We start from the raw sequence: 21,274 nt of genomic DNA, 5'->3' as shown, positions 1-21,274 counted from the left end.
ATCCGCATATACAGCGGATTTCGTGAGAATATGAGTGAAGAGTCAACCAAGTCTCATCGACGAAGTCGATTTAAAATGGCTTGGTTGATACATGCTTAAATTTTTAATTTAAGCATGTATGACATCTTGAACTAAATCTCAGAAATCCGCATAAACTGCGGATTTCGTGGGATATGAGTCAAGAGTCAACCAAGCCTCATTGACAAAGTTGATTTAAAATGGCTTGGTTGATGCATTCTTGAATTGTAGATTCAAGAATGCATAGGTTAAGACATTTTTAAGACATTGCTTTTGACTTAAAACAAAAAACTCCGAAACGCAGTAATTATCTGCATTTCAGAGTTATTATTAGTAGCGAGAGGGGGATTCGAACCCTCGACACCGCGGGTATGAACCGCGTGCTCTAGCCAACTGAGCTATCTCGCCATAAGGTTTCTATCGAACTGTCTGTCGCAGCCGACTTGTATAATATACTCCAGAGGAGCATTAGTTGTCAACATAATTTTAAAAAAAATTCCATAAAATTCGAAGTTTATGCTTGCTCAAACATAAGTTATCCAAACACCGAATATGCATTTGTGTTAAGATATAAGTAGCGGTCGCATTGTTACTATTTGAGTGGCACCTCCGGCATTGCGATGAGGATGCATGAAAAGATGACATCTTGAACTAAATATCAGAAATCCGCATATACTGCGGATTTCGTGAGAATATGAGTAAAGAGTCAACCAAGCCTCATCGACGAAGTCGATTCAAATTGGCTTGGTTGATGCATTCTTGAATTGTTGATTCAAGAATGCATGATTTAAGTGACAATTATGCCCGGCCGGCTTAATTTATGTATGAAAGAGGATTGTAATGGGAGCAGTAGTAGGAAAAACATTTTATTTTGATTTTGAAGTGGCTGTTATGGAGTGGCTTCAAAGCGTTTTGGGAGAGAAGAGTATAGGGATTATATCAATGTTTTCAGCTTTTGGGGAAGAGATGATACTTATTGCGATATTGGGATTTTTGTTTTGGTGTTATGACAAAAAATATGGTTCTTACGTGGGAATAAACGTAATGGTTGGACTTGTATTTAATCCGCTTATTAAGAATATATTCTGGAGAAGAAGGCCTTATTTTGATCATGAAGCAATTAAGTGCTTCAGACCTGTGGAAAAGAATGCTGATATTTACGATATAGCTGCTCAGGGATTTTCTTTTCCCAGCGGACATTCTACAAACTCGGTTACAGCTTACGGTTCAATAGCAAGGTATAAAAAGAATAAGATTTTAACGGTGGCGGGGTTTATAATACCGCTACTTGTAGGATTTTCAAGAGTTTCGGTTGGGGTTCATTATCCTACAGATGTTTTGTGCGGCTGGCTCTTGGGACTTGCCATAATCTTTATAGTTCCGGTTGCTTTAAATAAAGTAGATGAAAACAGACATTGGATCGTATATCTTGTAATATTTGTATTTTCCTGTCTGGGTTTATTTTACTGTAAAACTTCAGATTATTTCACTTCCTTGGGACTTATGGGAGGATTTTTTGTTTCCTTATTATTTGAAAAGAAATATATCAATTTTGAAAATACAAAAAATCCGCTGTTTTGTGTGACGAGGATTATTGGTGGTGTTGTAGTATATTTTGCCATAAATACACTTTTGAAGCTTCCGTTTGATAAGGATTTCTTAAACTCCGGAGTATTTATGTCCGGAGTTGTAAGAAGCATCAGGTATTTCTTTGTTTCTTTTGCGGCTATTGGATTATACCCGTATGTATTTAGATTTGAAAAAAAATTACTGAAGGCTTTTGGTGAGGTAAGGAGGTAAAATATGTGGGCTTATGAAACTTCTTTTTATCAGATTTATCCATTGGGATTTTGCGGAGCGCCTTTTGAAAATGACGGGGTACTTCAGCACAGAATACTCAAAGTGATTGATTGGATTCCGCACCTTAAAAAACTTGGGGTTGGAGCGGTTATTTTTAACCCGCTATTTGAGTCGGATACCCATGGATACAACACACGAGATTATAAAAAAATAGACTCTCGCCTGGGAACAAATGCTGATTTTAAAAAGGTTTGCAAAGCACTGCATAAGGAAAAAATAAAGATCGTACTGGACGGCGTGTTTAATCATGCCGGAAGAGGCTTTTTTGGATTTGAAGATGTACGTCAAAAAAAGTGGGATTCACCCTACAAAGATTGGTTTAATATCAGCTTTGACGGGAACAGTAATTATAATGACGGTTTTTGGTATGAAGGATGGGAAGGCAATTATGACCTTGTAAAGCTTAATTTAAAAAATCCTGCAGTTACAGATTATCTTTTTGAAAGTGTTAAATACTGGATAGATGAGTTCGGAATAGATGGACTCAGGCTTGATGTGGCGTACTGCGTCGATACGGATTTTTTAAGAAGCTTAAGGCAAAAAACTTCAGGCTGGAAAGAAGATTTCTTTTTGATGGGGGAGATGATAGGCGGCGATTATAACCGTATCATGTCCGATGAACTTTGCCATTCCGCAACAAACTACGAGTGCTACAAGGGAATGTATTCATCTTTTAACAGTATGAACATGTTTGAAATAGTTCATTCACTTTTGCGTCAGTTTGGCCCGGAGAATTGGACTCTCTATAAAGAAAAGCACCTGTTATCCTTTGTCGATAATCATGATGTAAGCAGAATCGCCAGCATTCTTTCAAAGCCGGAGCATTTAAAGCTTATTTATATACTTATGTTTGGAATACCCGGTATTCCCACAATCTACTATGGCAGTGAATGGGGTGAAAAAGCAGACAAATCTCAGGGAGATCCGGCACTACGACCTTGTTTTGATGAGCCAAAATGGAATGAACTTACAGATACCGTATCCTCTCTTTGTAAGGCAAGAAACGGTTCAAAGGCACTAAGCTACGGAGGCTTTGCGTCACTTCTTTTGACTAACAGACAGTGCATATTTGAGAGAGAAGCTGATGGGGATAGGGTGATAGTGGTGATAAATGCCGATGAAAATGGATTTCACGCGGACTTTAATGCAAGAGCCGGCAGGGGAAAAGATCTGATTACGGGCGCTGACATTGATTTTGGCGGCGGACTTGATATCCCTCCATATACAGGTTATTTGATTCAGGTCTGAAATGTATTTGGCAAATGATAAGTATTTTGAATCGGCATGGCACATAAGAAAATACTTTTTAAGAGAAATTATAAGGTAGAATCGTATTATACTAATCTACTAAAAATTTCCTGGAGGTATGTTGCTATATGAAAATCCATTTCGACAAGCTCTATAAAGATGACAGAAACAGTGAGTTATGCGGCATTGGTATTCCTTTTGCAAAGGGGGAAGTTACTGCCTCTGAGTTTGAATCCATATGCATAATGGATGGTGAGAAAGCGATGCCTTCGCAGTTTAAGATTACTTCCAAATGGAATGATGGCAGTATACGGTATGTTTTTGCCAGATTTCTTGCCAATCTTCCGGGTAACGCAGACAAGGACTTTGAGCTTGAGTTTTCGGGAAAAAAAGCGGATATAAATGAAAATGTCACGATAAGTGAGGATGGCGACTGCATTTGTGTCTCTAACGGGAATCTTAGCTTTAAGGTAAAAAATAACACTAAGAATGTATTTGAAGAATTGACATATGAGGGCCGAAAGTATGCAAAAGACGAATTTTCAGGTCCTGTTTTAAGTGCATATGGGGAAAAATATGAAACCATCTTTGACAGGTTCAGAGTAGTCGAAAAAAGTGAAATTTTCTCCTGCCTGGAGGCTGATGGCAGATTTATCGAAGAAAAGAATAAGCTTACAGGCGAAGGTATTAGATTTACATTTAGAATATATGTCACTGCAGGTAAGCCGTGGATAGAGTGTGCAGTCAGACTGTTTAACTGTACAGATGCTGATTTTAAGCCGGATTCTCTTTTATTTGAGATAAAGACATCTTCCGATGATAAAAATGACAAAATCAGAACTATGGTCGCAAAATCCAATTACAGAACAAACTTTACAAGTAGTGATGATGGCAGTGATGTATCTTTAAAAATAACTGCTGAAATGCTTGAAAAGGAAGCAAATGAGCACTTTGCGGAAGTCTTTTACGGAACATTTTTTGCTGATCGGACGAATTTTTCGTCAGGAGTGGGAATCTGTGCAACAGTATATCAGGCGCAGCAAAACTATCCAAAGGCAGTAAAGGCAGGAAGAGATGGAATTAGTGTTTTTCTTATTCCTGATCAGAATGAAATGGAAAAGGAATCAAAGAGTGAACCTGTAATCTTCAGTTCCGGAATGGCAAGAGAACAGAAATTTTTACTTCATTTTCACAGCGCAGACCTTGATACCTATGAGATAAATAACAGGAGCCTTATTTATCAGATGCCTGATGTTGGAATTATATCCCCTGAAGTTTTTGAAAAAGCAGGTGTTATGCCGGATATTTTTTTACCTGAAGATAAAAAGGTTGATGACTATGAGATATCGCTTATTGATAAAGCTGACAATCATGTGAGATGTTACGGAATGCTAAACTGGGGCGATGGACCGGACCCCGGATATACAAGTCAGGGCAGAGGCGGTGGAAGACTTGTCTGGACCAATAACGAGTACGACTACCCTCACGCCATGTACATGATGTATGCCAGAAGTGGTATACGAAGATTTCTTGATTATGCCAATGTGGCAGCTATGCACTGGATGGATGTGGATGTTTGTCATTACAGTAAAGATGAGCTTCAGATAGGAGGCCAGTGGGAACATATAAACGGTCACACCGGTGGTTCTAAGGATGGAAATGGCTGTGCAGGCGTACTTGCCTGCAGTCATGAGTGGGTAGAAGGGCTTTTGGACTACTATCATTTTAGTGGTGATGAGAGAGCTTTGGAAACTGCCCTTGGAATTGGCGATAATGTTCTGAAACTGCTTGATACACCTATGTTTAAAACTCCCGGAGAGGCAAACGCAAGAGAGACAGGCTGGGCCTTGAGAAGTCTTACGGCGCTTTTCCTTGAGACAGGTGATGCAAAGTGGACAAAAAAGTGCAGTTGGATTGTCTCACAGTTTGAGAGCTGGAATGATAAATACGGTCACTGGCTTGCACCATATACGGATAATACAACAATACGTGTTGGATTTATGATTTCGGTGGCTGTAGGTTCGCTTATGAGATATTACAGGGTATTTCCTTCTGATGAGCTAAAAAAGATGATTATAGGTGCCATTGACGATCTTGTTGAAAATCAGATGACTCCCTATGGACTTTTCTATTACAAAGAACTACCGAGCTTATCAAGAAACGGAAACAATCCTCTTTTGCTGGAAGCTATGGCAATAGCTTACGAGCTTACCGGAAATGATGAGTATCTTGAAAAAGGGATAAAAACTTTTAGAAAGCACATGGCATCATCAGGCTTTAGTCTGGGACAAAAAAAGATTATTGAAGACAGCGTGATAGTCGGAGTGGGAGCTCCAAAGGCGTTTGCTCAAGGGTTCTTACCTCTTGCATATTTTTATACACAATTGGTTAAAGCAAATAAGTTGTTGTCGCAATAAAAATATATTATAATCGATATATGGAAATTCGTACACCTATTGTTGCAATTTTAGTATTAACTACACTGATTGTGATTTACCTGCGAAAGACTAGGCCGCAGCTTAGTTCTTCGCGTGTTTTTTTCGCATTTCTGATATTGGCATTTGTAAACATACTCAGTGAAATAACAGAATGCTATGTATTTGTATATTTAGGCAGCGCATATAATACTTTAAGACACGGGGTTCAGAACTTCTATATTGGTTCACTTTTGCTATGTACTTACACTATTTCCATATATGTATATTCCAAGCTTACAGTAAGAAGGTCTGTATCAGCGAAAGTAAGCGCAATTTTTGCCATACCACTGATTGTGGGAATTGTTTCATTGATTATTGGAAAAGCAAGCTATGGCAGAACTGAAAGCGGTTTTTACTATAACATCGGTTCAATGATAAAGATTTGTTATGCTGTGGGCTTTATTTACCTTATCGGTATGGTGGCAGGACTTGTCATATATAGGAGCAGGTTAAGAAGAGAGGATTTTTTTTCTCTTATTATTGGTACACTGATATGGGTGTTCTTTGCCGGTTACCAGTATATCAATAAGGGTATTCAGGTGTCGTCTATAGCCATGATGCTCATGGCTCTCATAATTTTTATTATTATAGAAAATCCAAAAGAACTATTTGAAAGAGCCATTCCCAATGTTAAGAATAAGGATGCTTTTACAATGCTTCTTCTGGAAAAATATGGTAATGGAAAGCTTTTTTACATAATATCTGTTATTTTTACCGGAAAGACCAGTGTTCAGACTGCGGCTAACAGAGATGAATTGTACAGGCTTCAGGGAAATGTGGCAAAAATTGTTCAGGATAGGATTGACCTGGATGGATTTCTTTCAAATTGGAATGCCTTGAGTTTTGTTACATCTTCGCCGGAAAAAATCGAAAAGTGTATGACAATTGTAAATAACTATAAAGACGATTCCAGTAATTACAGATTGACATTTACTGTGATTGATGGACTTAAGTGTGCAAGAGATGCCAATGAAGCACTTCAGATTCTGACCTATGTTTCAGGTGAATATATTTATAAACAGTCTGCCCCAAATCTTGTAATCGATGAAAGAGTCATCGATAAGATGATTTACAGAAATACTATAGAAGATGTTGTGAGGGATTCGGTAAAGAATAAGGCATTTGAAGTGTACTATCAGCCGATTCTTTCGGTGGCAGACGGAAAATTCTCTTCTGCCGAAGCACTTGTACGACTAAAAAGACCGGATTCAGAGAATTATATATCTCCGGAAGATTTTATTCCTATCGCCGAAAAATGCGGACTGATACAGCAGATCGATGACTTGGTATTTGAAAAGGTGTGTTCATTTATTGCCAAAGAGAACCTTGAAAGCTTTGGAGTAAAAACAATCGAAGTTAACCTTTCCGGAAATGAAGTGGTGGATTTTCAGGCTTTTGACAGACTGAGCCGCAAAATGGAAAAATACCACATACCACCGAAGTTCATCAATTTTGAAATAACAGAGACATCTTATATAAACAATGATGATGCGTTCAAAGAAAATGTGCGAAGATTAAAGGAAATGGGAAGCACATTTTCAATGGATGATTTTGGATCGGGATATTCAAATCTATTGGAAATTCTAAAGATGGATTATATTCTGGTGAAAATGGATAAAGAATTTGTGTGGCAGTGTCTTGATAAGGATAAACCCGATAATATGAAGATGCTGCAGTATACCATAAATTTCCTTAAGGAATATGGACTTCATATTCTGGCTGAAGGCGTGGAAACGATGGAGCAGGCCAAAATACTTATCGATAACGGAGTTGAGTATCTTCAGGGATTTTATTATTCACGACCTGTTCCGGAAAAAGAGTATCTGGAGTTTTTAAATGCACAAAAAGGGCTGTTTGAGCCTAATATGAAAGGAGAATGACTATGAACGAGGCGTTGTATGATGCGGTATTTGGCTATGGTGAGAAAAAGGTGGATCCATTCGCAAAGGCACAGGTGGATTTTGACAGGATTATATCGGATATGCGTCTTGTAGGATATGAGATTTCTTCCTTGAATATTGTACAGCAGATCATGTTGGAACAGCTTGATCATCTGCTTAAGATCAAGGCCGGCATTATTGAAGCAACCATGGATCTTGAGAACAGGGATGATTTTTGCAGAGAAAAATATGGGCTTTCATTTAAGGATATAGACGCACTTGATCCTCAGCATGATATTGAGTGGGATATTAAGAGCGGGCAGGTTATTTTTTTCCTTGCACATGATGCGCTGTATAAAGAGGAAGCCTACTTTATTCTCTTTAAAAAAGCGTTTGATATTTTTACGGAAAAGACCGGATTTTCATATATGAGTCACTGATATGGGAACGGTACTTGAGACAAAAAGACTAATACTTAGGGGCTGGCAGGATAGCGATGCTGCCAGCCTTTTTAAGTATGCAAGTGATGAGAGAATAGGACCTGCTGCGGGGTGGCTTCCCCATGAGAGTGTTGGTTACAGCAGAGCTGTGATCAGAACCATTTTTAATAAAAAAGAAGTTTATGCTATTTGCCTTAAAGGTGGTAATAATGAGCCGATAGGAAGTATTGGTCTTACTTTGGATGGAAGTAAAGAAAGGCCGATAAAAAGCGGTGAAGCCGAGCTGGGATATTGGGTCGGAGTGCCGTTCTGGGGCAGAGGCATAGCATCTGAAGCGGCTATGGAAATGCTTAGACGGGGATTTGTGGATTTAAAGCTTGATCGCATATTTTGCTGTTATTTTGATGGAAATGTGAAGTCAAAACGGGTTCAGGAAAAGTGTGGTTTCACTCATTATAAAATTAACGAAAAAACATACATAGCAATGCTTAAGGAAACCAGAAAAGAGTATGTAAATGTAATATCCGCTTCTGATTGGGAACGGCATGGATACTGAGATTAGGACACAAAAAAGTCATAAAAATCAAACGATTAAGTATTACAAAAAATGTAATAATATGTTATAATTTAACCACGTTCAAGAAGTGCCGCCGGCACTTTTTAAAAGCCCATAGATGAAAGCGCTTTCAAACAGATACAGCAGGTTGTTTTTTTCAGAAGGAGGAACAATATGTTAAATGTAGGAGAGTGCGTTATTTACGGTAGTCATGGTTTATGTAAGGTACGTGAGATTCTCGTACCGTCGTTTCTTGAGAGGGGAAATGAAAAGGAATATTACATGATGATTTCTGCTGTAGATGCGGGCAGTGTCCTTTATGTTCCGGTTGATGGAGCTGAGGATAAGGTTCGTGATGTTATGAGCGCTGATGAGGCTATGGGACTTATAGATGAGATTGAGGATACTCCTGAAATTGAACTGCTTGAGGGCAAGAAGGCTGAACCCATGATCATGAGTATTGTCAAGAGGAACGTTGTGGATGAAATGATGAGCCTTGTAAAGACACTTCACAAGATTAAAGCGGTTCGTGAAGCTGAAGGCAAGAAGTTCGCCGCGCTGAATGAAAAATACTTGAATATTGCTGAGAAACTTCTTTATACCGAGATGGCTTTTGCACTTGAAACCGAGAAGGATGTAGTCAAGAGCCGTGTACTCGAAGAGTTATCACATTTACCACTGGAGACTGCATGAAGCAGTCTCTTTTTTTCTGTACTTTAATGTGCTAAAATTGGGGCTATGAAAAAAATAGTAGAAATATATTATGAAAGTGCATATATTAAAGAATTTGACGCAAGTGTACTGTCCTGTGAGGCACGAAAAGACGGGAATTATGATGTTATCCTTGATAGAACGGCTTTTTTCCCCGAACAGGGCGGACAGGGTTCTGATGTGGGAGTTATATTGGATGAAAACGGAGTAAAGCACGAAGTTAATCATGTCTCAATAAAAAATGAGTCAGAAGATGCAGGTGGCTTTACCGCTGTGATAAGGCATGTGATTGACAAGCCCTTAAATAAAGGGGATAAAGTCCATGGCGTTATTGATTGGAATCACAGGTTTTCCAATATGCAGCAGCACACCGGAGAACACATTTTTTCGGGAGTTGTTTCTTCCGAGTATGGATATGACAACGTGGGATTTCACCTGAGCGACTCAGAAGTTACCATGGATTACAACGGGATTCTTACTGAAGAAAATATCAGAGATATTGAATTTAAGGTAAACAGAGCTATCTGGGAGAATGTCCCCGTTATATGTGAGTTTCCGGATGAACAGACTCTTAAGTCATTAGACTATAGGAGTAAAAAAGAACTGTCAGGAGATGTCCGTATTGTCACAGTCAAAGGCTACGATGTCTGCGCCTGCTGTGCTCCCCATGTTGAAAGAACAGGAGAAATAGGAATCCTTAAGGTCATAGGACTTCAGAATTATAAGGGCGGTGTCAGAGTCAATATTTTGTGCGGAAGGCGTGCGCTTGAGTATATGACTTTTTGGCAGCAAATAGTAGATGAACTGTCGAGAAGCTTTACGACATCTTCCGATAATATAATTTCTTCTGTAAATAAGCTTTTGTCTGAAAATGCAGACCTCAAAGCTGAGCTGTCTTGTGCAAAAGACAGTTTAATAGAGTATGAGCTAAAAGAAATTCCTTCGGACAAGGAAAATGTTATTCTGGTAAAAGATGCAGCTACCGATGGAAATTCCATGAGAAAAATTGTCAACTGCCTTGTGCAGAGTCATGATGGCTTTTGCGGAGTGTTTGCCGGATCCGATGAAAAGGGCTATAAATTTGTCTTTTCATCCGGTCAAAAGAAAAAAGATCTAAATGAAGTTATGAAAGTCTTAAGAGAAAGCTTCCTTGCAAAGGGCGGAGGAAATGCCCTGATGGTTCAGGGAAGTTTACCGGGGACAAAAATAACAGATGTAATAGAAAAAATAGAGGAGTTGTAATGGAGAGTTTGTCTGCTTCACATTACGGGGATTATGAAAAAATGAGTGCTGGAACAATAAAGGATTTCAGGGATGGATGCAGGGATGCCATTCCAATCTGCCTTGGCTATTTGGCGGTTTCGTTTGCTTTTGGAATTGAGAGTTCCAAAATCGGAATGTCTGTTTTTCAAGCTATAATGACTTCACTGTTAAATGTCACCAGTGCAGGGCAGTTTTCGGCTCTTGACGTTATTGCAAGAAATGGAAGCTACATTGAACTTATCATGCTTCAGCTTATTATCAATCTGCGCTACAGCCTTATGTCCACAGCGCTTTCACAAAAACTGGATACCGGACTTGGAACTCTTCACAGACTGGGGATATCTTACGGAGTTACCGATGAGATCTTTGGTGTCAGTATATTAAAACAGGGAAATCTTTATCCAATGTATTCCTATGGGCTTATTGTTACATCAGTGTTTGGATGGGTTCTGGGAACAGGTCTTGGGGCTACTGCGGGAGCAGTCATGCCCGCACGTATTATCAGCTGCCTGGGACTTGCTATTTATGGTATGTTCATAGCTATTATCATACCTGATACAAAGACAAGTAAAGCAATCATGTATGTGGTGATATCAGCGATGACACTTAGCACCGTATTTACTTATGCTCCTTTGTTAAAAGAAATATCATCCGGCTTCAGAATTATAATAGTAACTATTGTTGTAGCTGCCGCCGCGGCTGTAATAGCGCCTGTAAAGGAGGAAAGCCATGAATAATGTTTTTTCTTATATCATTGTTATGGCGCTTGTAACATACCTTATCAGGGCGCTTCCGCTAACTCTTATCAGAAAAGAAATAAAGAGCAGGTTCATTAAATCTTTTTTACATTATGTGCCTTATGCTACTCTTGCAGCCATGACTTTCCCGGCGATACTTCATGCTACAGATTATGTTGTATCCTCAGTCATGGGCTTTATAGTGGCTTTGATACTTGCTCTTAACAAAAAAAGTCTTCTTACGGTTGCAGGTGCTGCCTGCGCTGTAGCATTTGTAGTGGAAATATTTCTTCATTGAGATTATTATATAGTTCATAGACTAAAAGAACGGGGTAATTAGACATGCGAGTTGGAATGGGATATGATGTCCACCGCCTGGTTGAAAATAGAGATTTGATCATTGGTGGAGTTAAGATTCCGTATGAAAAGGGACTTTTAGGCCATTCAGATGCAGATGTACTTCTGCATGCCATAATGGATGCACTTTTGGGAGCTGCGGCTCTCGGAGATATAGGAAAACACTTTCCCGATACTGATCCTGATTACAAAGGAGCTGATTCACTTGCTCTTTTAAAGGCAGTGGGGGAAATGCTTTCGGAAAAATGCTTTATGGTAGAGAATATTGATGCTACAATCATAGCTCAGGCGCCCAAGATGAGACCACATATTGATGCCATGAGAGAGAATATAGCCGGTGCGCTGGATATTGATATTTCCCAGGTCAATGTTAAGGCTACAACAGAGGAAGGCCTTGGATTTACTGGAACCGGTGAAGGAATATCCTCTCAGGCAGTCTGTATGATCAGTAGCTTTTTTGAAAAAGGAGCTACTGTATATGACAGTGAGGCAAAGTGCGCAGGCTGCGCCGGATGCCCCAAAAATTGAGAGAATAATTGGAGAGAAAAGATGGCACATTCGTTTACTTTTTATAATACTTTATCAAGAAAAGTTGAAGATTTCATACCAAGAGAGGAAGGCAAGGTATCAATGTATACCTGCGGACCTACTGTATATCATTACGCTCATATCGGTAATATCAGAACATATATCATGCAGGATGTCCTCATTAAGTCCCTTGAATATGCGGGATATGATGTGAAAAGAGTTATGAACATCACCGATGTCGGACACCTTTCATCAGATGCTGATACAGGCGAAGACAAGATGCTAGCAGGAGCAAAAAGAGAGCACAAGACAGTAATGGAAATTGCAAAGTTTTATACAGATGCTTTCTTTACAGACTTTGATGCTGTTGGAAATAAGCGCCCTGATGTGGTTGAACCGGCAACAAACTGCATACCTGAGTTTATAAATATGGTGGAAGTTCTTCTTAAGAAGGGCTTTGCATACGTTGCAGGCGGCAATGTATATTTTGATACAAGTAAGTTAAAAGATTATTATGTCTTTTCATCAGACATAGAAAAAGAACAGCTTCAGGTTGGTGTTCGTGATGATGTTGAAGAGGATGTAAACAAGAGAAATAAAACGGACTTTGTTCTGTGGTTTACCAAATCCAAATTTGAGGATCAGGCCCTTAAATGGGAAAGCCCATGGGGAGTAGGATATCCGGGGTGGCATATTGAATGTTCATGCATTTCAATGAAACACCTTGGAGAATATATTGATATTCACTGCGGCGGCGTGGATAATATCTTCCCACACCACACAAACGAAATTGCCCAGTCAGAGAGCTATCTTGGCCATGAGTGGTGCAAATACTGGTTCCACAGCAATCATTTAAATGACAGAGCAGGAAAAATGAGTAAATCCAAGGGTGCGGTTCTTACTGTTTCCGTGCTAAAAGAAAAAGGATACGATCCTTTAGTTTACAGGTTCTTTTGCCTTCAGTCACATTATCGCAAGCCTCTGGAGTTTTCATTTGATGCTTTGGATAATGCAGCGACAGTATTTGATAAGCTCATCAAAAGAGTAGCGGAACTTAAAAATGATGGAACAGTGGATGAAGCCGTACTAAAAAAATTTGAAGAAAGTTTTGCGGATGCTGTTTGCGGAGACCTTAATACATCAATGGCTATAACAGTTTTGTATGATGCTCTTAAGGCAGATACCAATGATACTACAAAGCTTGCAATTATCGAGAGTTTTGATAAGGTTCTTTCTCTTGATCTTATTGGTCATGCCAAAAACATGAAAGAATCTGTTTCTGAAATTGATCCTGAACTTGAGGCTTATGTACTTGATGCTATTGAGCGTCGTGCCAATGCCAAGAAGGCAAAAGATTTTGCGCTTGCCGATTCTATCAGAAATGAGCTTCTTGAGAAGGGTGTTGAGATTAAAGATACCAGGGAAGGTGTTAAATGGCAGCTTCGCTAAATGAATATTTTAATGAACAGTTTGGAATTAAAGAACAGGATATAAGAACTTTTTCGCCCTTGACACTGGCTTACATAGGAGATGCTGTTTTTGATGTTATTGTGCGCTCAATTTTGGTCAATAAGGGCAACACAGCAGTTAATAAGCTCCATGTAAGAGCCAGCTCCATTGTTAAAGCGGGAACTCAGGCTATGATCATCAAGACGGTTATGGATGATCTTACTGACGAAGAAAAAGACATATACAGAAGAGGCCGCAATTCCAAACCGCACACCAAGGCCAAAAATGCTACGACTATGGACTATCTTGATGCCACAGGATTTGAAGCTGTTATAGGATTCCTTTATCTTAAGGGAGATATGGACAGGGTGTGTGATATTGTAAAGATTGCTATCGAAAAAGCTAATTTGGATTTATTAAAGTAATGAGGAAAGATATGGAAGAAAAAACAGAAAGCAGGATAGTAGAGGGACGAAACGCTGTCCTTGAGGCTTTTAGATCAGGCAAGGTAATAGACAGACTGTTTGTACTTGACGGCTGCAAAGACGGGCCGGTTCAAAGCATTATGCGTGAAGCTAAAAAGCACAAGGATACTGTTATCTCTTTTGTTAAAAAGGAAAGGCTGGATCAGTTATCGGAAACCGGTAAGCATCAGGGGGTTATAGCATATGCAGCTGCTTATGAATATGCCGGGGTGGATGATATTCTGGAGATGGCCAGAAAAAAAGGCGAGGATCCATTCATTATTATTCTGGATAATATAGAAGATCCGCATAATCTTGGAGCAATCATTCGTACAGCTAATCTTTCGGGAGCTCATGGAGTTATTATTCCAAAACACAGGGCAGCTTCACTTACTGCTACTGTTGCCAAGGCTTCTGCAGGAGCCATTAATTATACACCTGTTGCAAAGGTTACGAATATTGCACAGACAATTGAAGAACTTAAAGACAAGGGACTATGGTTTGTTTGTGCCGATATGGGCGGAACCACAATGTATGACCTGAATCTTAAAGGAGCCATTGGTCTTGTGATTGGTAATGAAGGAAGCGGTGTTTCCAGACTTGTCAGGGAAAAATGTGATATGATAGCTTCTATTCCGATGAAGGGTGATATTGATTCTCTTAATGCTTCTGTGGCTACCGGTGTACTGGCTTTTGAAATAGTGAGACAGAGACTTAAGTAAATGAAGAATTATAAAGACTATACTGATGAACAGATAGTACTAAAGATTCACGATGACAACGAATCCGAAGCTGTTGACTATATCATGAATAAATACAAGGATCTTGTGAGAAAAAAAGCAGGATCAATGTATATTCTTGGGGCAGACAGAGATGATCTGATCCAGGAGGGCATGATTGGTCTTTTTAAGGCTGTAAGAGATTATGACATTGGTAGAGATGCCAGCTTTATGACATTCGCAGATCTATGTATTTCAAGGCAGATGTATTCGGCTATAGCATCTTCAGCCAGAAAAAAGCATGCGCCTCTTAATTCTTATATTTCCATATATTCGAGTAGGGAGGGCGAGGATAGTAGTGGAAGTGCTATTGAGAGTATCTTGGAATCCGATTCAAGTTCGATTCCTGAAGAGCATGTTATTGAGCAGGAGAATATAAAGGATCTTGAAGATGCAATTGACAGAGAATTAAGTGCTCTTGAAAGACAGATTCTGGATCTTTATATAACCGGAATGAGTGTAAGGCAGATTTCCGCTGTGCTTTCCAGAGATCTTAAGTCCACGGATAATGCAATGCAGCGCATTAGAAAGAAATTAAAAAAATACTTGCGAAAGTAACTTTATTATGTTATATTGATATAGCTGTGCAAACAGTAGTAACTATAGTTAATTATGAAGATTTTTTGTATATAGAGAGGTGAGAAGAGATGAGACAGGATATTCAGCCAGAATTCCATCAGGCAACTGTTACTTGCAACTGCGGTAACACATTTACAGTTGGATCAACAAAGAGTGAGATTCACGTAGAAATCTGCTCAAAGTGCCATCCATTCTATACTGGTCAGCAGAAGGCTACAACTGCTCGTGGACGTATTGATAAGTTCAATAAGAAGTACGGCATGAACAATCAGTAATTCATAAAGTGTAGAGTTGAGAGGTTGAGGCTTTTGGCCTTGACCTCTTTTTTTCGAGGTAAATATGAAGAAAAGAAAAGTAAAGCATTATTCAGGAATAGGTGGTCAGGCTGTTCTTGAAGGCGTTATGATGAGAAATAAGGATATGTATGCCGTTGCAGTAAGAAAGCCTGATGGTGATATTGCTGTTGAGGTGGATGAATATCATGGCATTGCATATGGGAGTAAGCTTCTTAGCATTCCTTTTGTCAGGGGAGTATTTGTATTTATTGATTCGTTGATTTTAGGGCTTAAATCCCTTAACTATTCTTCTACATTTTATGAAGAGGAAAAAGAAAAGCCTTCAAAGCTTGATGAAGGAATTGATCAGGTTTCAGGTGGACATGAGGATACGTTCCTTATGATTCTGACGACAGCACTGTCCTTTGTGTTTGCAATTGCGCTTTTTATGGTACTTCCCTATGCGCTTTCGGAAGTTATCAGTAAATTTGTGAGAAATACTTCGCTGGTTGCTATTATTGAAGGTGTTTTGAGAATATTGATATTTATCCTTTATATCCTTTTGATATCCAGGATGAAGGATATTAAGAGACTTTTCATGTATCACGGAGCTGAGCATAAATGTATCAACTGTATTGAAAAAGGAAGGCCTCTTACGGTTAAGAATGTAAGAAGAAGTTCAAGACTTCACAGAAGATGCGGCAGCAGCTTTATATTATTTGTAATGCTTGTAAGTATTGTCTTGTTTTTCTTTATAAGAGTAGATTCATATTTATGGAGAATAGTGGTAAGAATTCTTCTTATACCGGTTATATCGGGAATCTCTTATGAGATTATAAGACTTGCCGGAAGAAGTAATTTCTTTTTGATAAGAATTATTTCAGCTCCCGGTCTGTGGCTTCAGAAACTTACAACCAAAGAGCCAGATGATAGTATGATTGAAGTAGCAATCAAGTCGGTTGAAGCAGTATTTGACTGGAAGGATTATCTTAAAGATTCATTTGGCTATGAAATAGATGACAGCTGGCTTAAAGATGACGAGGAAACTGAAGAAGCATAATTTTGGTTACTGCTCAGTACCTGAGGTAACTGATACTCCGTTTGGTGTAATATTATGATTTATAAAGAAATCTATGAAAAAGGAACAGATATATTAAAAAGAGTCGGAATCCGGGATGACAGGCTGGATGCCCGACTCCTTTTGGAATATGTTTGTAAGACAGATCACAGTACTCTTTTTGCCCATCCTGACAGGGAAATATCAGATTTGGAAGAAAGAAGCTATATGGAGCTTATTTCGCGGAGGGCACAAAGAGAGCCACTTGCATATATATTAGGCAACTGGGATTTTATGGGACTTACGTTTAAGGTTAATGAAAATGTACTGATTCCTGAACAGGATACGGAGATACTTGTAGAAGAGGCTCTTAGGTATTGTGAGGATGGAATGAGGGTTCTTGATCTTTGTACAGGCTCTGGATGCATTGCACTTAGTATTCTGAATTTTACCAATGAAACAAAGGCTGTATGCACGGATATTTCTGAAAAAGCTCTAAATGTTGCAAGGGAAAATGCGGTTACTTTGGGACTTGACAACAGAGCTGATTTTTTCTGCACAGATCTTTTTCCTGAAAATAACGGTGCAAAATTTGATTTGATAGTATCTAATCCTCCGTACATAGCAAGCGGTATAATTGAGACTCTTGCACCTGAAGTTAAGGATTATGAACCCAGGCTTGCCCTTGATGGAGCAGAGGATGGTCTTGTTTTTTACAGACGGATTATAAAAAGTGTTCCTGATTATCTTTTTTCAAATGGTTATCTTGTTATGGAAATCGGATATGATCAGGGAGAGGCTGTGGTCAGCCTACTTAAGCAGGATAAAAGATATCACGACATAGAGGTAATAAAAGACTATTCAGAAAATGACAGAGTTGTAAGGGCGTGTTTTTATTAGCAATGCTCATAAGGTTTATGTAAAAAAGTATGACTTTTTGAACTAAATTTCAGAAATCCGCATAAACTGCGGATTTCGTGAGAATATGATATTTTTATTATGTGATTTGGTTGAGGATACTATGTTTGATAAGATAGAAGATATATTAAGACGGTATGAGGATATAACTATGGAGCTTAATGATCCATCTGTTGTATCTGATCAGAATAAGTTCAGAAGCCTTATGAAGGAGCAAAAGAGTCTTGAGGCTCTTGTGGAGTGCTATCAGGAATATAAAAAATATAAGCAGACTATTGATGAGAGCTTGCAGCTTTTGGATGAAGAGTCAGACCCGGAGATGAAGGAAATGCTTAGAGAAGAACTTTCAGATGCCAAGGATAGGATTCCGGAACTGGAAGAGAAGCTTAAGATACTTCTTTTGCCCAAAGACCCCAATGATGAAAAAAATGTTATCGTCGAAATACGCGCGGGAGTTGGTGGAGAAGAAGCAGCTCTTTTTGCATCAGATATGTACAGACTCTACACCAGATATGCGGAGAGACAGAACTGGCAGGTAGAAACCATGAGTCTGGAAGATACAGGTATAGGTGGTATCAAGGATGTAAGCTTTATGATAAAGGGAAACGGAGCTTATTCAAGACTTAAATTTGAAGGTGGAGTTCATCGTGTCCAGAGAATACCGGCTACAGAATCAGGCGGTAGAATCCATACTTCGGCAATAACAGTTGCTATTATGCCTGAAGTAGAGGACGTTGAAGTTGAGATTGATATGAATGACTGTAAGTTCGACGTATTTAGAGCTTCGGGAAATGGCGGTCAGTGTGTAAATACCACAGACTCAGCTGTAAGACTTACACACCTTCCTACCGGAATCGTAATATCCTGTCAGGATGAGAAGAGCCAGCAGCAGAATAAGGCCAAGGCACTGAAAGTCCTTAGAGCCAAGCTCTATGAGCTTGAGGAACAGAAAAAACACAACAGTGAAGCTGCCCTTAGAAAGTCTCAGGTTGGAAGCGGAGACCGTTCCGATAAAATAAGAACGTACAATTTCCATCAGGGAAGGGTTACAGATCATCGCATTAACTTAACTCTTTACAAAATTGACCAGATAATGGACGGTGACCTCGATGAGATAATTGATTCCCTCATCGCCGCAGATCAGGCCGCCAAGCTGTCAGAACAATAAAATATGCATTATTTAGAATGGACGCATGAGTAGAAATAATTAAGAGAATTTTTTTCACTCGGGTATCTTTCGCAGTGATGTATATGACAATAATTGAAAGAGCTTTGCCTTGTTTCATGTTATTCAAAACACAAGTCAAAGCTCTTTTAATTATTGTCATACATCATCTGCTCTAGATAAATCGTTCAAAAAATGTTCACTTAATTATTTCTACTCATGCTGTTATATTTACTGTGTCTTTGCAAATACTACCCGAGTTATAGACAAAACTATGGGCGGATTGGCAACGTATGTTAGATCAAGCATTATATTTGTTGAGGATGGCTATGAGGTCGTCGTATTTTGGTTTGATCTGGTCGTATTTTTCTTTGTAGCCTTCCATTGAACCGGCTCTTAAAATTTCAGTGAGCTCGCAAACAGGTGTTAAGAAGCCTTTAAGCCCTAAATTTGCTCCAACGCCTTTAAGCGTATGAACAGCCTTGAATGCTTCCGAAACATTTTCTTCGGCAAGGTATTTGGTTAAGTCGTTCATGCTCTGGTCATTTAAGAACTTGAACATAAACTTCGCAATCAGATCCTCGTTACCCATGAACCTATCCAATATTTCGTCCCAATCAACACCCCATTCGATTAACTCAGCCTTAAAATTAGTGTCCATAAAACTCCAATCCATCCTAAAAATGTACGTTTATAAAGATACTTATCAACTATATACAACAATTCTACACCTTTTATTTTTCCACTTCAATTAAAGAGAGGGCTATTTTATTTTTATTTTAGACTAATGCGTTGAATTGTTCATAAGTTCCAAAAGCTTGGAAAAGGGACGTCATTTACGGTTTTTTTCCAATGACAGTATATTAGGTCATAATTTCGTATTCTATATTATTCTTGTCAAGAAAGCTTGGGATATAGCTATCCCAGGCTTTTTCTATTTCTTTGTCCAGGGTGAAGATGTTAAAGGCTGTTCCGGTAGTAAGAATCATTTCTCCATTTGAATATTTGATGTTAAGCCCGAGACTCACCTGCTGGGGGAGTATAGAATTATCGTGTTCACTTATAAGCTTGTTTTTTTCTTCATCATTGAGATAGAAAACGAATTTGAATCCAAGGGGAGTTCTTTTACCTTTTATAAGATCAAAACAGGTGGGACGAAGAGTTTTCCATGATGAATATTCCTTGTTATCAATAATTTCTTTATCATCTTCAGAATAAAAATTTTTATGGATTTTGCCATCTATGTGAAATGTATTAAATGTCTCTATGGTGGCATCATTTACTAGAAAAGAATCAAAAACATCAGTGGTAAGAAGCTTTCCCATGAAATCTTTTTGCTGTGTTATTTTTATTGCTATCATCTGCCTGAACAGGATTTATTCCTGATTATTCCTCCTTGGTTATGTTGTTATATTCTGCCATGAGTTTTTCCATATAGTTAATATCAGAAGCTGCTTTCTTTACATCATTGGCGCGATCCTGCGCAAATAACCATGAGTAAAGCGAGTTTGTATCGGCGATACCTTTCTTTATGCCTTCCTTTTTGCTTGCTCTTGCAATAAGCTCTTTAGCATTAAGTTCCTGTAATTCTTCTGATAACATAATTGCTACCTCCGACATGTGCTTTTTAAGAAATGGCTTAAGTATAAATTCCTCAGGCATAGTCTGTACAGCTCTGCTTACAGTATTCTCAAGGTCATCAGTACTTCCTTTTTGAGTCCTGACTTTGTCAACAAACCATGAGTACTCATAAAGAGGTCTGCATGCTTCCATGAGATTAGTATTATGCCCCTGGTTTATATTTAGCATTTTTACCCTTACTTCAATATCCGCCTTGCTTTTCGTTTCTTTTGAAAAAGAATCGCTCAATTTAAGAATCTTTTCGTCAGGCTGCTTCTTTGAGCCGTTATAAAATACAACCAATCTGGGAGTTGGGAGGAGCAATAAATCACTTCCATACTTATTCAGATCATTGGCAGTTACATACCGCTCATACATGGCAGAGATATACTGCATCATCCTAAGAGGCATGTTCGGATTAAAGGTGGACTGGTGCTCATAGAGGCTCACGTAATCAGCAAATAAAAAAGAAGTGTCATTTTTCATGCTGACATACAGATAGTTTTCAAGGGTGTTGAACTCTATCTGTGATTCATCCTCATGGTTTGAGCCATTTACTGCATTGTAAAGTGCGAGTGTCCATTTTTTGTTTTCTTCACGCCCAAAGATAAAGTTAAAGAGTCTGTCTTTATGCTCCCTGGTGGCGCTTATAACTACATCGTTAGTCAAGTTAAATCTCCTTTAATTATAAATTTTAGTAACTTCCATATCAAGGGAAATATGCAGTGAAAACTGCGCCTGCCACGAATATGGTTACAGTTCAGACCCTAGCTTGACGCACAACCCTAACGATTAAAAATCACATATTAAAATTGTCTCAAACCCAGAAAAAATCTTGCTTTTTCTGGGTTTTTCTATTGCATTTTACATCGTTATGGTATATAATATAAACG

The 21,274-nt window shown here is 38.8% G+C and carries 22 protein-coding genes and 1 tRNA gene; 19 read left to right on the top strand and 4 right to left on the bottom strand.

Annotated elements, in window-relative coordinates; genetic code table 11:
* Nucleotides 1-352: 352 nt before the first annotated feature.
* Nucleotides 353-426: transfer RNA gene (locus tag J6O61_RS03510), tRNA-Met, on the bottom strand.
* 432 nt (nucleotides 427-858) lie between these two features.
* Here J6O61_RS03510 and J6O61_RS03505 point away from each other — a divergent pair.
* The 19 genes from J6O61_RS03505 (at nucleotide 859) to prfA (ending at nucleotide 18,764) form a co-directional block, all read left to right on the top strand.
* Nucleotides 859-1,818, top strand: coding sequence for a phosphatase PAP2 family protein (locus J6O61_RS03505; protein WP_292209662.1), 960 nt, complete (start codon nucleotides 859-861; stop codon nucleotides 1,816-1,818).
* A gap of 3 nt (nucleotides 1,819-1,821) precedes the next feature.
* Nucleotides 1,822-3,126: an alpha-amylase family glycosyl hydrolase gene (locus J6O61_RS03500; RefSeq protein ID WP_292209660.1), complete on the top strand. Its 1,305-nt coding sequence runs from the start codon at nucleotides 1,822-1,824 to the stop codon at nucleotides 3,124-3,126.
* A 128-nt stretch (nucleotides 3,127-3,254) separates the two neighbouring features.
* A complete protein-coding gene (locus tag J6O61_RS03495) occupies nucleotides 3,255-5,543 on the top strand; it encodes a hypothetical protein (protein ID WP_292209657.1) in 2,289 nt (762 codons plus the stop codon).
* 137 nt (nucleotides 5,544-5,680) lie between these two features.
* Complete coding sequence (locus J6O61_RS03490; RefSeq protein WP_292209654.1) at nucleotides 5,681-7,483, top strand: EAL domain-containing protein; 1,803 nt, start codon at nucleotides 5,681-5,683, stop codon at nucleotides 7,481-7,483.
* Between the two features lie 2 nt (nucleotides 7,484-7,485).
* On the top strand, nucleotides 7,486-7,923 hold the full coding sequence (locus J6O61_RS03485) for a hypothetical protein (RefSeq protein ID WP_292209651.1): 438 nt from the start codon (nucleotides 7,486-7,488) through the stop codon (nucleotides 7,921-7,923).
* Between the two features lies 1 nt (nucleotide 7,924).
* Entirely contained in the window at nucleotides 7,925-8,479 is a 555-nt protein-coding gene (locus J6O61_RS03480) for a GNAT family N-acetyltransferase (RefSeq protein WP_292209648.1), read from the top strand.
* Between the two features lie 174 nt (nucleotides 8,480-8,653).
* Nucleotides 8,654-9,172 carry a CarD family transcriptional regulator gene (locus tag J6O61_RS03475; protein ID WP_292209645.1) on the top strand — a complete coding sequence of 173 codons (519 nt, stop codon included), beginning with the start codon at nucleotides 8,654-8,656 and terminating at the stop codon, nucleotides 9,170-9,172.
* Nucleotides 9,173-9,217: 45 nt separating this feature from the next.
* The gene (locus tag J6O61_RS03470; protein ID WP_292209643.1) at nucleotides 9,218-10,432 is read left to right on the top strand and encodes an alanyl-tRNA editing protein; all 1,215 of its coding nucleotides are present in this window, start codon (nucleotides 9,218-9,220) and stop codon (nucleotides 10,430-10,432) included.
* Nucleotides 10,433-10,473: 41 nt separating this feature from the next.
* Nucleotides 10,474-11,190 (top strand): AzlC family ABC transporter permease, encoded by a 717-nt coding sequence (locus tag J6O61_RS03465; protein ID WP_292209691.1) that lies wholly within the window; start codon nucleotides 10,474-10,476, stop codon nucleotides 11,188-11,190.
* Nucleotides 11,183-11,488, top strand: coding sequence for an AzlD domain-containing protein (locus J6O61_RS03460; RefSeq protein ID WP_292209640.1), 306 nt, complete (start codon nucleotides 11,183-11,185; stop codon nucleotides 11,486-11,488). Before J6O61_RS03465 ends, J6O61_RS03460 begins: the two co-directional genes overlap by 8 nt.
* Before the next feature lie 44 nt (nucleotides 11,489-11,532).
* Nucleotides 11,533-12,075 carry a 2-C-methyl-D-erythritol 2,4-cyclodiphosphate synthase gene (gene ispF / locus J6O61_RS03455; RefSeq protein ID WP_292209638.1) on the top strand — a complete coding sequence of 181 codons (543 nt, stop codon included), beginning with the start codon at nucleotides 11,533-11,535 and terminating at the stop codon, nucleotides 12,073-12,075.
* A gap of 21 nt (nucleotides 12,076-12,096) precedes the next feature.
* Entirely contained in the window at nucleotides 12,097-13,524 is a 1,428-nt protein-coding gene (gene cysS / locus J6O61_RS03450; protein WP_292209635.1) for a cysteine--tRNA ligase, read from the top strand.
* Nucleotides 13,509-13,949: a Mini-ribonuclease 3 gene (locus J6O61_RS03445; protein WP_292209632.1), complete on the top strand. Its 441-nt coding sequence runs from the start codon at nucleotides 13,509-13,511 to the stop codon at nucleotides 13,947-13,949. The genes cysS and J6O61_RS03445 overlap by 16 nt, the downstream gene beginning before the upstream one ends.
* 11 nt (nucleotides 13,950-13,960) lie before the next feature.
* Entirely contained in the window at nucleotides 13,961-14,710 is a 750-nt protein-coding gene (rlmB, locus tag J6O61_RS03440; protein WP_292209630.1) for a 23S rRNA (guanosine(2251)-2'-O)-methyltransferase RlmB, read from the top strand.
* Nucleotides 14,711-15,325 carry an RNA polymerase sporulation sigma factor SigH gene (sigH, locus tag J6O61_RS03435; protein ID WP_292209628.1) on the top strand — a complete coding sequence of 205 codons (615 nt, stop codon included), beginning with the start codon at nucleotides 14,711-14,713 and terminating at the stop codon, nucleotides 15,323-15,325.
* 89 nt (nucleotides 15,326-15,414) lie between these two features.
* The gene (gene rpmE, locus J6O61_RS03430) at nucleotides 15,415-15,621 is read left to right on the top strand and encodes a 50S ribosomal protein L31 (protein WP_022774079.1); all 207 of its coding nucleotides are present in this window, start codon (nucleotides 15,415-15,417) and stop codon (nucleotides 15,619-15,621) included.
* A 64-nt stretch (nucleotides 15,622-15,685) separates the two neighbouring features.
* Nucleotides 15,686-16,681, top strand: a complete 996-nt coding sequence (locus tag J6O61_RS03425) for a DUF1385 domain-containing protein (protein ID WP_292209625.1) — start codon at nucleotides 15,686-15,688, stop codon at nucleotides 16,679-16,681.
* A gap of 54 nt (nucleotides 16,682-16,735) precedes the next feature.
* Nucleotides 16,736-17,578, top strand: a complete 843-nt coding sequence (prmC, locus tag J6O61_RS03420; protein WP_292209623.1) for a peptide chain release factor N(5)-glutamine methyltransferase — start codon at nucleotides 16,736-16,738, stop codon at nucleotides 17,576-17,578.
* A 121-nt stretch (nucleotides 17,579-17,699) separates the two neighbouring features.
* Nucleotides 17,700-18,764, top strand: coding sequence for a peptide chain release factor 1 (gene prfA, locus J6O61_RS03415; RefSeq protein WP_292209620.1), 1,065 nt, complete (start codon nucleotides 17,700-17,702; stop codon nucleotides 18,762-18,764).
* Nucleotides 18,765-19,062: 298 nt separating this feature from the next.
* On the opposite strand, the gene J6O61_RS03410 is transcribed toward prfA, so the two are convergent.
* The 3 genes from J6O61_RS03410 to J6O61_RS03400 form a co-directional block, all read right to left on the bottom strand.
* Nucleotides 19,063-19,422, bottom strand: coding sequence for an Hpt domain-containing protein (locus J6O61_RS03410; protein WP_292209619.1), 360 nt, complete (start codon nucleotides 19,420-19,422; stop codon nucleotides 19,063-19,065).
* Nucleotides 19,423-19,624: 202 nt separating this feature from the next.
* Nucleotides 19,625-20,122: a DUF5721 family protein gene (locus tag J6O61_RS03405; RefSeq protein WP_292209616.1), complete on the bottom strand. Its 498-nt coding sequence runs from the start codon at nucleotides 20,120-20,122 to the stop codon at nucleotides 19,625-19,627.
* 25 nt (nucleotides 20,123-20,147) lie between these two features.
* Nucleotides 20,148-21,050 (bottom strand): Rpn family recombination-promoting nuclease/putative transposase, encoded by a 903-nt coding sequence (locus tag J6O61_RS03400; protein ID WP_292209614.1) that lies wholly within the window; start codon nucleotides 21,048-21,050, stop codon nucleotides 20,148-20,150.
* Nucleotides 21,051-21,274: the final 224 nt, after the last annotated feature.

The sequence above is a fragment of the Butyrivibrio sp. genome (genome assembly GCF_017635265.1).
GTDB lineage: Bacteria > Bacillota > Clostridia > Lachnospirales > Lachnospiraceae > Butyrivibrio.
This window is presented reverse-complemented; position numbering and strand designations above follow the sequence as displayed.

Bases quoted from the DNA above. Each gene is read 5' to 3' on its own strand.
- J6O61_RS03460 (WP_292209640.1), top strand. From the start codon at position 11,183: ATGAATAATGTTTTTTCTTATATCATTGTTATGGCGCTTGTAACATAC.
- J6O61_RS03485 (WP_292209651.1), top strand. From the start codon at position 7,486: ATGAACGAGGCGTTGTATGATGCGGTATTTGGCTATGGTGAGAAAAAG.
- cysS (WP_292209635.1), top strand. From the start codon at position 12,097: ATGGCACATTCGTTTACTTTTTATAATACTTTATCAAGAAAAGTTGAA.
- J6O61_RS03465 (WP_292209691.1), top strand. From the start codon at position 10,474: ATGAGTGCTGGAACAATAAAGGATTTCAGGGATGGATGCAGGGATGCC.
- J6O61_RS03500 (WP_292209660.1), top strand. From the start codon at position 1,822: ATGTGGGCTTATGAAACTTCTTTTTATCAGATTTATCCATTGGGATTT.
- rpmE (WP_022774079.1), top strand. From the start codon at position 15,415: ATGAGACAGGATATTCAGCCAGAATTCCATCAGGCAACTGTTACTTGC.
- J6O61_RS03475 (WP_292209645.1), top strand. From the start codon at position 8,654: ATGTTAAATGTAGGAGAGTGCGTTATTTACGGTAGTCATGGTTTATGT.
- ispF (WP_292209638.1), top strand. From the start codon at position 11,533: ATGCGAGTTGGAATGGGATATGATGTCCACCGCCTGGTTGAAAATAGA.
- J6O61_RS03470 (WP_292209643.1), top strand. From the start codon at position 9,218: ATGAAAAAAATAGTAGAAATATATTATGAAAGTGCATATATTAAAGAA.
- prfA (WP_292209620.1), top strand. From the start codon at position 17,700: ATGTTTGATAAGATAGAAGATATATTAAGACGGTATGAGGATATAACT.
- J6O61_RS03480 (WP_292209648.1), top strand. From the start codon at position 7,925: ATGGGAACGGTACTTGAGACAAAAAGACTAATACTTAGGGGCTGGCAG.
- prmC (WP_292209623.1), top strand. From the start codon at position 16,736: ATGATTTATAAAGAAATCTATGAAAAAGGAACAGATATATTAAAAAGA.
- rlmB (WP_292209630.1), top strand. From the start codon at position 13,961: ATGGAAGAAAAAACAGAAAGCAGGATAGTAGAGGGACGAAACGCTGTC.
- J6O61_RS03445 (WP_292209632.1), top strand. From the start codon at position 13,509: ATGGCAGCTTCGCTAAATGAATATTTTAATGAACAGTTTGGAATTAAA.
- J6O61_RS03495 (WP_292209657.1), top strand. From the start codon at position 3,255: ATGAAAATCCATTTCGACAAGCTCTATAAAGATGACAGAAACAGTGAG.
- J6O61_RS03405 (WP_292209616.1), bottom strand. From the start codon at position 20,122: ATGATAGCAATAAAAATAACACAGCAAAAAGATTTCATGGGAAAGCTT.
- J6O61_RS03505 (WP_292209662.1), top strand. From the start codon at position 859: ATGGGAGCAGTAGTAGGAAAAACATTTTATTTTGATTTTGAAGTGGCT.
- J6O61_RS03425 (WP_292209625.1), top strand. From the start codon at position 15,686: ATGAAGAAAAGAAAAGTAAAGCATTATTCAGGAATAGGTGGTCAGGCT.
- sigH (WP_292209628.1), top strand. From the start codon at position 14,711: ATGAAGAATTATAAAGACTATACTGATGAACAGATAGTACTAAAGATT.
- J6O61_RS03410 (WP_292209619.1), bottom strand. From the start codon at position 19,422: ATGGACACTAATTTTAAGGCTGAGTTAATCGAATGGGGTGTTGATTGG.